Origin of the sequence: Shewanella sp. DAU305, from assembly GCF_026802235.1 — a bacterium.
In the GTDB taxonomy this organism is placed as follows: Bacteria; Pseudomonadota; Gammaproteobacteria; order Enterobacterales; family Shewanellaceae; genus Shewanella; species Shewanella baltica.
The window spans coordinates 4,956,248-4,969,060 of record NZ_CP113808.1 but is presented as its reverse complement, the minus strand read 5'-3'; the positions used below and the strand labels follow the sequence as shown (position 1 = coordinate 4,969,060).

The window sequence follows — 12,813 nt, the reverse complement described above, 5'->3', positions numbered from 1 at the left end:
TTATAGCAAATTAATTGGGATTGAAAGGTTAATTTTTTATGAAAAAGACACAAACCGACCTAGTGAGTCACGTTTTTGAGTAGAAACGAAGCAAGAACTTTCGTGAGTGGTAAACGCCGTGACTCACCACAGTGCTAATCACGGCGTTATCATTATTGATGTCGTAGAGCTACAGGTTAACTGCCTGACGGTAGCTCTGATTGGCGTTACCTTGTTCGCCTAACTGTTCTTGAATCCGTGCGAGCGCCAACCAAGAGGCTTTTGTTGGTTCGAGTCGGCACACATTCTGCCAGCAGCTTTTGGCTTCTTTCATATCCCGCGTTTGCTGATAAAGCTTAGCCAAACACATCTGGTAGTCCGCATTATTCTCATGGGTGACTTCATGCTTGAGTAACTGTTTACGGATCTCTGTGTCTTGGGCTGTCGCAATTTCAGGAATTGCTGTTAAAACTGCTGACTCGGGAGAGGTTCGTAACTTTTTCGCGATTAGTTTCAGCGCTTGCTCTTTGCGATTAAAGCGGCATAAACCCATGGCATAAATCGCCAGAAACTCAGATTGATTGCGTTCACTGCGGGATAACCACTGCCAGCATTGCTCTAAGGCTTCTTCACCTTTGATGGCTGCGGCTTTGAGTAACGCGCAATTTGTGGCGATATTGAGCTCATTCAGCTGAGCATCATCGAGGATCTGACGCTTCTTCAAAATAGGTATTAATAGCTTGAGCGCATCCCAATCCTCTTGGGTTCGGTATAACTCAAGGGCGAGTTTGAGTACTGGCGCTTTACTCTTGCTCGTCGGTGCTAATTTATCCAGCTCGGTGCGGGCTAGGGCTAATTCCCCTTGCTTTAAGAGGTATCGAGTGCGAGTGGTTGCGACGGCATTCGCGGCAAGAGGTTGCGCTGCAGCGCGATCAAGATATTGATCTCGCTCGCCTATTTTTTGTTGATACTGAGCGGCACGGGCCGCTGCCAGTAAGTTAAGCGCAGGGAGTTCGCCATTGTCAGCGCCTTTTATCATGGCGCGTTCTGCTGCAGGCCAATCTTCTTCAGCCAGAGCCAGTGCACCCATTAAGGTATGTTTTTTAGCCGAGCGGCGGCGCCAGTGATGGGGAATAAAACGACTGCGCAGCATCAGATTGATGGCGCTAATCACTAGCCATTCGAGTACTTGGAATACGGCATAAAATACAATTAACGCAATGATCCCAAAGACTAAGCTGGTCTCAATCTGGTAGTCACCGGCAGCGATATAGACATAACCTGTATTACCAACCAACCAAGGGCTGATACAGAGCCCTATTAGCACTATCCCTAATAAAATTAATATTTTGATCATAGTGGCGCATCCTCTGATGAGGTCAGCTCGCCATAACTAGTCAGCTGTAATAACAGAGGTTTAGCTGCAAAGGATTTCAGGGTAATAGGATCAAGTTCTAAGGTTGCTAATTTATCGATTTCGGCGATGGCCTCAGCTGTCTTGTGATCTTGTGTATCAAAATAGGTTTGGATCCACTTGCGCGCCATCATCAATGATTGGTGATAAGCCGCTCTGTCATAGCGATATAACGCAAGTTGCGATTGCAGCAGTTTATGGCGAATGTTCTCCACCAGATACCATTGCTGTTCTGGTGCGAGTAAAGCGGGCGCATCGGCGGTTTTGTGGCGTATGGTAATAAAGTCTTGGGTTAACGCTTTCCACGTTTTACCCAGATTGCTCTGCCAATCATTCAAATCCCCAGTAATCCTTGTATCTTCTGGCGCATCGGTTTCTGCGTCGGTGCGATTCAGTGGCAGTTTATCGAGTTGTTCAATTAAGGCATCGAGCGCCAATACATTGCCATCAATATCTGTGGTTTTTATGCTGGCCGTGGCGGCGATGTCTTTTGCTAATGCCTTACGAATAGGCAGTAACGCCGGATTGTTCATGTCGGCGATGGTTTCATCCGCCGACTTTAATAGATCGGTGGCGGTGCGGGGATCTTTCTCTAACCAAAGTTTACGGCCCGCCATATTCACGAGATATTCGGCTTCAGAGGCCATCCAATGCGTTGGGCTGCGCTGGGCCAGTTTATTGATCCTGTCCTGCAGTTGATTTTGGTCTTCTGCTAATTTTGTTAATTCTTGATAAGTCTTAGCATCATTCAGTTGTTGCTGTTCAAGCTGGCCAATACGTTGATTTGGCTGCAATAGCGCTTGCTGTAATTGGTCCTGCAGGGCGATATTTTTCGCATCCTGCACCAGCAGTTGCTGTTGCATTTGTTGGTACAGCATAAAACCGCCGCCAAGGGTGCAAGCGGTTAACCCCAGCGCTAATAAAACCCCAAAGCGAATCGCCCACGAGCTTCTATTGGATGCTGGCGTTTGGCTCGGCGCGGTTGAAGGGGTGGCTTTGGCTGTTTGGGATTCGGTGGATGACGCTGATGTTGCGGACATGTCATCGGTCGTTTCCGGTGACACAATAATAGCGGTAGCCTCTGATTCTGGGCTCTTGGCGTCGTGCTTGTTGTTATCCATTTAACAGTCCTTGAAAACATGCTACTGCCGAAATTCGAGTAAAATCGGGCTAAATAGCGCTTAGAGTTTAAGGGCGTTTAGCACGGCTTTGCTGTTGGCGGCATTGGCATTGGTGACTTGGGTTATACCAAAGGCGTGAGCTTGAGCTTCTACTCGGTTACTTGGGACTATGATATGACATGAGCGCAGCCATGCAAATAACTCTTTTGGCACTAAATTAATCAGGTTATCCAGTACTTCACCGCTGGTCACCACAATAGTGTCTATCCCGAAGGCTTGCCATTGCAGAGCTAACTGTTGACCATCGAGTGGCGGGCAAGCTCGTTGATACACTTCCCAATAGCGCAAATGTGCACCGCGCGCAGCCAGTTGTTCGGCTAAGGCTTCGCGGCCACCGACGCCACGTATAATAGTAATCTGCTTACCTTTAATCTCTTGCAGCGGCGCGAGCGTGAGTAGCCCTTCGGTCTGCTGACAGTCATCAGGGGCTTCTAGGGCCGAAATACCGAGCTGGTTTAATGCGTCCCAAGTCGCATGCCCTACCGCGAAGTAGTGAGCTGGAGGCCAAGCTTTATGGGGTGGATTTGTAGTAGTTAAGGCGTTATCCGCAAAAGTCACAGCATTGGCGCTGATGCAGATAATCATATCGGCGTGTGCCAAAGGATGCGGGGTATTCGTTGCGATAGCGGGCGTTGCTTCGACACACAGCAGAGGTGTGACCCAGTGAGCAATGCCTCGTTCATTCAAGGCATCGACCATGGACTGATTGCGCCCCTCGGGGCGCGTCAGTAAGACTTTCATTGACTTAGGCTTTAGCGTAAACGGCGTCGAGAATGCTTTTGGCACCTTTGCTGAGTAACTCTTCAGCAAGGGCAACACCTAATTGCGTGGCTTCGGTTTTTGGACCTGTGATCACGCCTTCGATGATTTCACTGCCATCGGGGTTACCGACTAGGCCGCGTAGCGTCATCTTGTCACCATCGATTTCAGCAAATGCGCCAATCGGCACTTGGCATCCACCTTCAAGGCGAGTGTTCATCGCGCGCTCGGCAAGAACACGGTAGCGAGTTTCTAAATGCTCTAATGGCGCCAGTAGCGCTCTAACACGTTCGTCGTTGATGCGACATTCGATACCTACAGCGCCTTGGCCGTTGGCGGGTAAGGATTCTTCTGCAGAAATAAAGCTGGCAATACGCTCAGACAATTTCAGACGGATTAAGCCAGCAGCGGCAAGAATAATGGCATCGTATTCGCCGTTATCAAGCTTAGCTAAACGAGTTCCAACGTTACCGCGTAAATCTTTGATGATGAGGTCGGGACGTGATGCACGTATCTGACATTGACGACGTAGGCTCGAGGTGCCCACAGTTGCGCCTAATGGTAATTCGCTGATCGATTTATATAAATTCGATACAAAGGCATCGCGGGGATCTTCGCGCTCGCAAATCACTTCAAGGCCTAAGCCTTCAGGGAAGTCGACTGGCACGTCTTTCATTGAGTGCACGGCGATATCGGCAAGATCGTCTAACATAGCGACTTCAAGCTCTTTGACGAACAAACCTTTACCGCCCACTTTGGCTAGCGGCGTATCTAAGATAACGTCGCCTTTAGTGCTCATTGGCAGCAATTCCACCACAATACCTGGGTGAATGCGTTCTAATTCGGCTTTAACAAATTCAGCTTGCCACATGGCCAGCGGACTCTTGCGGGTTGCGATACGTATGCGGTTCTCAGACATGCCTAGTTTCCATCAAAGATCTTAGTTGCGCCAATGCTAACATTGGCAAATCGTTTATGTAAGGAAGCCGTATCGATTCTTTGAAGTCGGCGATGTTCTACATGGCGTGAAAGTGTGATGCGCTTCACATATAGTTGCTCGTGTTTGCAAAAGTGTTAACATGAGCACACTTCTCATAAGTGTCTAAGTGTTGTGTTTTTGAATGGATCGGCAAATACAGTTTCCTGATATAGCTGAACGACTTAATAAGGTCCGCATTGCGCGCGCCTTGGCTTTGCTATCGCCGCTGCAAAAACACTTATTCCATTTGATCCCCTTTTTAATCCACCAGAACAGCGTTCAGTATCCCGGCTATCATGCCGCTAATACGCCCTGTGGAATTAATGAGTATCAGTTTAGCGAAATTGAATCCCAGGCCTGCGATGTTTTCTCGCTACCCTTTATTACTCAAGAAGCTGACATCAATGCCTTTGATGGCGTTTATGCCATGGGCAGTACTGGCAGTTTTGGCCAAAATACCAAGAGTGATGTCGATGTTTGGTTAGTGCATAGGGCTGATTTAAGTCCTGAAGAGTTAGCGCTGATCAGGATTAAAACCGATAGATTGACCGCATGGTTTGCCGAGTATCAGTTTGAGGTGAACTTTTACTTAGTCCACCCACAACAGTTTTGTGGTGATCAAACTTTGCGTGGTTGTCTGTCAACCATGGCCCATGAACACAGTGGCAGCACCCAGCACTGGTTGTTACTGGAAGAGTTTTATCGCAGTCAAATTCGTCTGGCGGGTAAAGCTATTGCATGGTGGCCTGACGCTAAACTCAATCCTGCACTCTTGTTCTTAGGCGATGTGCATGAATTACCTGCGAGTGAGTACTTTGGTGCTTCCTTATGGCAGCTTTATAAAGGTTTAGAAAAGCCCCATAAGGCGCTGATTAAAGTATTGTTACTCGAGGCCTATGCCAGCGATTATCCCCATTCAACGGTGCTTTGTGATCGCCTCTGGCAGAAAACCTTAGCCGGTGATTTTTCGACGTCGAACGATGCTTATTACTCTATCTACGAGATTATCGAAACCTATTTGCTCAAGCAGAATGATACCCGTCGACTTGAGATTGCGCGGCGCTGCTTTTATCTAAAATGTGGCGTGCACTTGAGCCGCACGCAAGAGGGCAAAGATTGGCGTTATCCTAAGCTGCAAAAATTGGTGCAGGATTGGCAATGGCCCGACAGTTTGATCAGCACCTTAGACGATTGCGAACATTGGCACAGTGGCCAGCTCAATTGGTTTAACGAGCAGCTGAATGAACTCTTGTTGGCGAGCTATCAGACCTTACTGCGCTTCGCATCGACCCATGAGCTCAATGAAGGCTTGCGGATTGAAGAGCTGGGCATGCTCACCCGTAAATTGCACACCTATTTTAGCCAAGACGAAGATCAAATCGCGAAGCTGAATCTACTGTGGAGTGCCTCGGTCGCCGAGTCCGATGTGACTATGGTGTCAAGCTCGCGCGAGCGACAATATTATCTTTATCGACAGGAGCCGCTGCCACAAAATTTGTTAGGTGAGTCGGCGATATGTAAGGGAAAAACCCCATCCGCCTTGATGATCTGGGCATGTCTAAACGGAATTTCGACACCTGAAACACAATGGCACGAATACGGTCAGAGTAAGGCAAAGTCAAAACGGCTTACCGAAGCGTCTAAGCGGTTACTGAATTTTATCGACCACGATTGGCGCGTGTCGAAACGGGACTTATGCCAGCCGTGGCATTTTCGTAAGCTGATTTTTGTGCTTAATCTGGACTGCGATCCCACCATTGAATGGGGCGGACAGGAAATGATGGTCGATGTGATGAATGCTAACGTGTTCTCACTCGGGCGTAAAAAAGCCAATATGCTTGGGGCGTTAGATGCCATTTGTTTGAATAGTTGGGGTGAGTGGCAGTGCCATCGTTTCGAAGGGGATACCGCGGTATTGCAAGCCTTAGCCTTTGTGACCCCAGGACTCCGGCGGGCCAGCTTACCCGTGGACATGGATGTGATCAGTTGCTCGCAAAAGTTACGGCCACAGCTCAAGTTAGCGGTGAAAAATCTACTTAAGCAAACCATGCGTTTGTGCCAAAAAGTGCAGCAATCCAGCACCTTAGTACAGCCGCTACAGATAAGGCATACCCGCTATGGGATCTTTTTTAATCCCTTAGGCATGGCCTATCAGGATTTGAGTGATGCTAAGTCTTTTTATCAGCAGTTATCCCGCAGTCATCTTGTGTTGCTGCCACGGCCTGAATTGGGTGACGATCCCTTTTCGAGTATGCCTAAAGTGGTGCAGAACTATGCGGCGAAAGGGGCGATTCAATATTTTCTACGCCAACGAGTCGATAACTTGGATGTATTTATTCTCGATGAGGAAAACCAGCTGAGTCATTATGTGCAGGCGGGATCAAACATGGCCGAGTTAGTGAATAAAGTCAGTCATCACTATGTGTTCGATGAGCATTATGCTTCACGGGCACGATTCAATATTCCGCAGTTTTTCCATCTAGTACGAGTGGCAGGGGAGTTAACTGTGGCGCCGTTCGGCATAGATATGAGTGACCTAGACACTGAGTTTTAAGCTGGTTTTTTAACATAAATAATGGGAGCTAAGGCTCCCATTATTGTTTTGCACTATTATGGCTTTGCGCTACGACTGGATTAGATTAAAAGCTAAGCTTAATTCCGCCTTGGCGCTCGATAGACTCTTGCACGAATGGCATAAACTCGCCGCCATTACGTCCGTCCATCCATTTACCTTCAACAAAACCAAAATGATATCCACCAAAACGTGTGGCTACCCAAATCTCATGCAAAGGTTCTTGCTTGTTGATCACTATCTTAGAGCCATCAACAAATTCTAATTGCAATACGTTGCCACTGGCATCGATATCAACATCGGCATCTTGCTCATCAATCGCAGTTTCAATCGCATTTTCTATGGCTTGGAACATGTCATCGGCGAGCTGGTGAAATTCTGTATCTGTAATGGCCATGCATTTCTGTCCTTTGCTTTCGTCAAGATGGGTGCGATTATAAGGCCATTAGTCACCAGATGCACAGATGTTGAGAAAAATGAGACTGTTTTTATTGTTATTGCTTGGTAGCCTATTCATTACGGCATGCGGGCAGAAGGGCCCCCTCTATCGATCGCCCGCCACAGAGGTGAATCAACCTAAAAAGGTTGATGAAGCTAAAACTGTGCCTGAAGTGGAAGAGATTAAAACCGAAATTAGAGCCATCGAAGCACAAAAAACACAACAATAACAATAGCTATAACTAAAACGACCATCACTATCGCAGCGATAAAGCGCAGTAAGGAATCAGACATTGGATCACTTTCTCTACCAACAAAATGCCCTGCACGCCGAAGGCTGCCAGGTTGCCGATTTAGCTCAAACCTATGGCACACCGCTGTATATCTATTCCCGCGCCACGCTAGAGCGCCATTGGCATGCTTTTAATAATGCTGTGGCAGATCATCCACATTTGATTTGTTACGCAGTTAAAGCCAATGCGAACTTGGCCGTACTGAATGTGCTGGCACGTTTAGGCAGTGGTTTTGATATTGTGTCGGGCGGTGAGTTAGCAAGAGTGATCGAAGCGGGCGGCGATCCCGCTAAAGTGGTGTTCTCTGGCGTAGGTAAAACTGCGGCCGAAATGGAACAGGCACTTAATCTGGGCATTTATTGCTTTAACGTTGAATCGAGTGCTGAACTTGAGCAGTTAAATCTGGTCGCAGGTCGTTTAGGTAAAGTCGCGCCTGTGTCCCTGCGGATTAATCCCGATGTTGATGCGGGAACCCATCCCTACATTTCGACTGGCCTTAAAGAAAACAAATTCGGTATTGCTATGGATGAGGCTGAAATCGTTTTCGCCCGTGCCCATGCGTTGCCACATTTAAAAGTGAAAGGTGTCGATTGCCATATCGGCTCACAACTGACTGAAATCAAACCATTCCTCGATGCGATGGATCGTATGCTTGCGTTAATCGACCGTTTGGCCGAGCAGGGTATAGTTATTGAGCATTTCGATGTGGGTGGTGGTTTAGGGGTGACCTATGATGCCGAAACGCCGCCACATCCTGATGTGTATGCCGCCGCCATATTGGCGCGTTTGGGCGACCGTCAACTGAAGCTAATCTTCGAGCCGGGCCGTGCGATTGCCGCCAATGCGGGGATTTTTGTTACTCAAGTGCTGTATCTTAAAGAAAACAGCGACAAACGTTTTGCGATTGTCGATGGCGCGATGAATGACTTGATTCGTCCCGCACTCTACAGTGCATGGCAAAATATTATCCCAGTCGTGCCAAGGGACTCAGAGGCCTATGAGTTTGATATTGTTGGCCCAGTGTGCGAAACCGGTGACTTTTTAGGTAAAAATCGCCAGCTCGCGTTAGCCGCGGGTGATTTACTGGCGGTGCGTTCGAGTGGTGCCTATGGTTTTGCCATGGCCTCTAACTACAACACTCGTCCTCGTGCGGCTGAAGTTATGGTGGATGGTGAGCAGGCTTTCTTAGTGCGTGAGCGAGAAAAATTGTCTCAGCTCTGGCAAGGTGAGCAACTCCTGCCGTAAACTAGAAAAATTATATTGATTCAGGCGCTTGGTTTCATACTTTATGAGCGGCGCCTCGGCTTAAAGGATAAGTATCTTGATCCAATTCACTAAGATGCACGGACTGGGCAATGATTTTATGGTGGTCGATGGGGTCACGCAGAACGTGTTCTTTTCGCCTGAGCAAATCCGCCGTTTAGCCGACCGTAACTTTGGCATAGGTTTCGACCAACTACTCTTGGTTGAGCCACCCTATGATCCTGATTTAGATTTTCATTATCGCATCTTCAATGCCGATGGCTCTGAAGTAGAACAATGCGGTAATGGCGCCCGCTGTTTTGCCCGTTTTGTGCGTAATAAAGGCCTGACTAACAAGAGTAAAATCCGTGTTAGTACTTCGTCTGGTAAGATGACTCTGCGCTTAGAACGCGATGGTACAGTTACCGTGAATATGGGCGTGCCGATCCTCGAACCGAGTCAGATCCCCTTTAAAGCTAAGAAAGCTGAGAAAACCTATTTACTGCAAACACCGCTGCAAACCTTTTTATGTGGCGCGGCTTCTATGGGTAATCCCCATTGCGTGCTCGACGTTGAAGATGTGGCGAGCGCCTCCGTTGCTGAAATTGGTGCCATGCTCACTAAGCATGAGCGTTTTCCGCGCGGTGTGAATGTGGGATTTATGCAGGTCGTGGACTCAGGCCACATTAAGCTGCGGGTGTATGAGCGCGGCGCGGCCGAAACCTTGGCCTGTGGTACAGGCGCATGTGCCGCTGTGGTTGTAGGTCAAGTGCAAGGAAAGCTCGGCCAGCAAGTGCGGGTGGATTTACCCGGCGGCACCTTAACCATCAACTGGGAAGGCGAGGGTAAACCTTTGTGGATGACGGGCCCCGCGCAGCACGTTTACGATGGACAAATTCAGTTATGACAGAGCCCTTGATGCCGCAGACGGATGTGCCTTTCGATGAGTTGATTATTCGCGAATATCTGCTGGATAATCCTGACTTTTTTAATCGCTATCCCGAGCTGCTGCTGGCAATGCGCTTGCCTCACATGGAGCGCGGCGCCATCTCTTTGGTGGAACGTCGCCAAGAAATGCTGCGCCAGCGAGTGAGCCAGTTGGAAGAAGAAATTACCAGTCTGTTAACCATGGCGGCGCGTAACGAGAAGATTTACCAATTCAATACTGAGTTATCCTTTCAGTTACTGAATTGTGCCGATCTAGTGTCACTTAAAGAAGTGTTGGCCGACAGTTTGAAATTACAGTTTAATTTCAGCCATGTGCGTTTGATCAGCGTGCTCGATACCGATATGAAGGCAATATGGGATCAAAGGCTGCATAAAGGTCACTATTTTGGCCGACTCACGCAGCAAGAGGCTAAACGCCTATTTGGTAGCGAAGTGGGGTCGGTGGCACTGACGAAATTGTCGGAAGACAACCCAGTCATTTTTGCTATTGCCAGCCAAGATGCCACCCATTTTCATCCTGATATGGATAACATGCTGCTGGAACAACTGCGGCGTTTGCTGGCGCACATGCTCGCTAAGCTGTAACGGCTGTTGAGCGATTGTGCTCACCTAAGGCTTAGCAAAACCCATGAGGAAACCGATATGAGTACGCAAACAGCCGAAGTGTCGGCGCTTAATACTCAATGGTTACAAACCTTTGAACGCTATCTGAGTACCGAGCGGCAGTTGTCGGCCCATACAGTACGTAATTACCTTTACGAGCTTAATCGCGGTAGTGATCTCTTGCCTGACGGCGTGCATCTACTCAATGTGAGTCGCGAGCATTGGCAGCAAGTGTTAGCCAAATTGCACCGCAAAGGCTTAAGCCCGCGATCGCTTTCTCTGTGTTTATCTGCGGTAAAACAATGGGGTGAATTTTTGCTGCGCGAAGGTGTGATTGAGCTTAATCCTGCCAAAGGCTTAAGTGCTCCCAAACAAGCCAAACCGCTGCCGAAGAATATCGATGTCGATGCGATCAGTCACTTGCTCGACATTGAAGGTACAGATCCCCTAAGCCTGCGGGATAAGGCCATGATGGAATTGTTTTATTCCAGTGGTTTACGTTTAGCAGAACTCGCCGCGCTTAATTTATCCAGTGTGCAATACGATTTGAAAGAAGTGCGAGTCTTAGGTAAAGGCAATAAGGAACGTATCGTCCCTGTCGGTCGTTTAGCGATTGCTGCTTTGCTGAATTGGCTCAATTGCCGAAAGCAGATCCCCTGTGAAGATAACGCCTTATTTGTGACCGAAAAGGGCAAGCGACTCTCCCATCGTAGTATTCAGGCGCGGATGGCTAAATGGGGGCAAGAGCAGGCATTATCGGTGCGCGTGCATCCACATAAACTGCGCCACTCCTTTGCCACTCACATGTTAGAAGCGAGCGCCGATCTGCGGGCGGTGCAAGAATTATTGGGCCATGCGAACCTAGCGACCACGCAAATTTATACCAGTTTGGATTTCCAACACTTAGCTAAGGTGTATGATAACGCCCATCCTAGAGCGAAAAAAACACAGGATAAATAATGCGTTGCTATCTTAGACCTCAAAATATTCAAGCGATCAGTTTCGATCTCGACGATACCCTGTACGATAATCTACCGCATATTTTAAATGCCGAAGCCGAGCTGGCGACGTTTCTGTTGCAGACTTATCCATTGTCGCAGGCGTGGCAAACCCATGATTGGCGCAGGCTAAAACTGCAACTGCTGCAGCAAAATCGCGAGCTCGCCCACGATACCAACGCTGCCCGTTTGGCAACGCTTCGCCAAGGGCTAATACAGCTAGGGTATTCGGCCGTTGAAGCCGAACGCGGCGCTGAGCAAGGATTAGCGTGTTTTTATTTTTATCGCAGCCATTTTCAAGTATCTGACGAAGTGCTCCTGTTACTCAAACGCTTATCGCAACATTTTAGATTAATCGGCATCACCAATGGCAATGTGGATGCCGAGCGAATTGGTTTAGGCGATGCCTTCGAGTTTGTGTTGCATCCAGGCAATGGCGTGCATATGAAACCCGCCAAAGACATGTTCGAATTGGCCTGCTCGCGATTAAATATTGCACCGCAGCATTTACTGCATGTTGGCGACAGTATGAATGCCGACGTTCGTGGTGCGCGGTTGGCTGGGTGCCAGTCTGTGTGGTTGAATCCGAGTTTTGGCCGAGTCGATTCCTTACCTATTGCGGCCTTGTTACCCCATTTAGAAATTAATGCTCTCGATGCGTTAATCAAAGTGCTGGCTATCGACGTAAACTAACTCTGTGGGCAGCGTTGAATCTGCCTCTTTGCTAATCCAGAGTGATTGAGATCAAGGTTTGTTCCCAAAATTTGCACTAGAGTGAAGCCTAATATTACTGAAGTCACTGACTAAGGCTGTGTTATGGCGCGTATCGGGTTGTTATTACTGCTCACTTTATGTTGGATAGCGCCGGTATCGGCCCATGAGATCCATTCGGGTGGCGGTTTCATGTCAGGTTTTAATCATCCGGTTTTGGGATTTGATCACTTGCTCGCTATGTTGAGTGTGGGCATGTTGAGCACCCAGCTCGGTGGCCGCGCGATTTGGACAGTGCCCCTCGCTTTTGTTGTCTTTATGTTAGTGGGCGGGATTTTAGGTTTATACGCCATTGCCGTTCCCTTCGTTGAAATCGGCATCGCCCTCTCGGTATTGTTACTCGGTCTTGCCATCGCTTTTGATCGTCAAATTCCACAGTTATTCGCCATGGCATTTGTTGGCGTATTTGCGATTTTCCACGGGCATGCCCACGGCGCCGAAATGCCAGCATTGGCAAGCCCGGTTTTGTATGCCCTAGGATTTTTATTTGGCACTGCGGTCATCCATTTAGGCGGCGTAATGATAGGCCTTGGAATGCAGCGGATGACAGGACAACGTAACCTAATGCGTGTCACGGGCGCAGCGATTGCTGCCATGGGCGGTTATTTGTTAGCTGGATTTTGACGTAATAACATG

The 12,813-nt window shown here is 48.4% G+C and carries 13 protein-coding genes; 8 read left to right on the top strand and 5 right to left on the bottom strand.

Translation table 11 applies throughout. The features are described from left to right. Positions 1–169: 169 nt before the first annotated feature. From OX890_RS21120 to hemC, 4 genes are read right to left on the bottom strand one after another with little or no spacing between them, the layout of a single operon-like run. The gene (locus OX890_RS21120; protein WP_012197718.1) at positions 170–1,336 is read right to left on the bottom strand and encodes a heme biosynthesis HemY N-terminal domain-containing protein; all 1,167 of its coding nucleotides are present in this window, start codon (positions 1,334–1,336) and stop codon (positions 170–172) included. Continuing rightward, a complete protein-coding gene (locus OX890_RS21115; RefSeq protein WP_268649884.1) occupies positions 1,333–2,514 on the bottom strand; it encodes a uroporphyrinogen-III C-methyltransferase in 1,182 nt (393 codons plus the stop codon). Before OX890_RS21115 ends, OX890_RS21120 begins: the two co-directional genes overlap by 4 nt. Before the next feature lie 60 nt (positions 2,515–2,574). Continuing rightward, positions 2,575–3,315 (bottom strand): uroporphyrinogen-III synthase, encoded by a 741-nt coding sequence (locus OX890_RS21110; RefSeq protein WP_268649883.1) that lies wholly within the window; start codon positions 3,313–3,315, stop codon positions 2,575–2,577. A 4-nt stretch (positions 3,316–3,319) separates the two neighbouring features. Next, positions 3,320–4,252: a hydroxymethylbilane synthase gene (gene hemC / locus OX890_RS21105; RefSeq protein ID WP_126492964.1), complete on the bottom strand. Its 933-nt coding sequence runs from the start codon at positions 4,250–4,252 to the stop codon at positions 3,320–3,322. A gap of 202 nt (positions 4,253–4,454) precedes the next feature. Between hemC and OX890_RS21100 the strand changes: the two genes are divergently transcribed. Next, the gene (locus OX890_RS21100; RefSeq protein ID WP_126492963.1) at positions 4,455–6,866 is read left to right on the top strand and encodes a class I adenylate cyclase; all 2,412 of its coding nucleotides are present in this window, start codon (positions 4,455–4,457) and stop codon (positions 6,864–6,866) included. Between the two features lie 85 nt (positions 6,867–6,951). On the opposite strand, the gene cyaY is transcribed toward OX890_RS21100, so the two are convergent. Beyond that, positions 6,952–7,281: an iron donor protein CyaY gene (cyaY, locus tag OX890_RS21095; RefSeq protein ID WP_006083426.1), complete on the bottom strand. Its 330-nt coding sequence runs from the start codon at positions 7,279–7,281 to the stop codon at positions 6,952–6,954. Positions 7,282–7,360: 79 nt separating this feature from the next. Here cyaY and lptM point away from each other — a divergent pair, with 79 nt between their 5' ends. The 7 genes from lptM (at position 7,361) to OX890_RS21060 (ending at position 12,801) form a co-directional block, all read left to right on the top strand. Continuing rightward, positions 7,361–7,552: an LPS translocon maturation chaperone LptM gene (gene lptM / locus OX890_RS21090; protein ID WP_006083425.1), complete on the top strand. Its 192-nt coding sequence runs from the start codon at positions 7,361–7,363 to the stop codon at positions 7,550–7,552. A gap of 63 nt (positions 7,553–7,615) precedes the next feature. Continuing rightward, positions 7,616–8,860: a diaminopimelate decarboxylase gene (gene lysA, locus OX890_RS21085; RefSeq protein ID WP_126492961.1), complete on the top strand. Its 1,245-nt coding sequence runs from the start codon at positions 7,616–7,618 to the stop codon at positions 8,858–8,860. 76 nt (positions 8,861–8,936) lie between these two features. Further along, positions 8,937–9,764, top strand: coding sequence for a diaminopimelate epimerase (gene dapF / locus OX890_RS21080; protein WP_106649195.1), 828 nt, complete (start codon positions 8,937–8,939; stop codon positions 9,762–9,764). After that, positions 9,761–10,390 carry a DUF484 family protein gene (locus OX890_RS21075; RefSeq protein ID WP_011848049.1) on the top strand — a complete coding sequence of 210 codons (630 nt, stop codon included), beginning with the start codon at positions 9,761–9,763 and terminating at the stop codon, positions 10,388–10,390. The genes dapF and OX890_RS21075 overlap by 4 nt, the downstream gene beginning before the upstream one ends. 57 nt (positions 10,391–10,447) lie before the next feature. Next, on the top strand, positions 10,448–11,368 hold the full coding sequence (gene xerC / locus OX890_RS21070; protein ID WP_126492959.1) for a tyrosine recombinase XerC: 921 nt from the start codon (positions 10,448–10,450) through the stop codon (positions 11,366–11,368). Beyond that, a complete protein-coding gene (locus OX890_RS21065) occupies positions 11,368–12,099 on the top strand; it encodes an HAD-IA family hydrolase (protein ID WP_126492957.1) in 732 nt (243 codons plus the stop codon). The genes xerC and OX890_RS21065 overlap by 1 nt, the downstream gene beginning before the upstream one ends. Before the next feature lie 123 nt (positions 12,100–12,222). Then, on the top strand, positions 12,223–12,801 hold the full coding sequence (locus tag OX890_RS21060) for a HupE/UreJ family protein (RefSeq protein WP_107946349.1): 579 nt from the start codon (positions 12,223–12,225) through the stop codon (positions 12,799–12,801). The last annotated feature ends 12 nt before the right edge of the window (positions 12,802–12,813 follow it).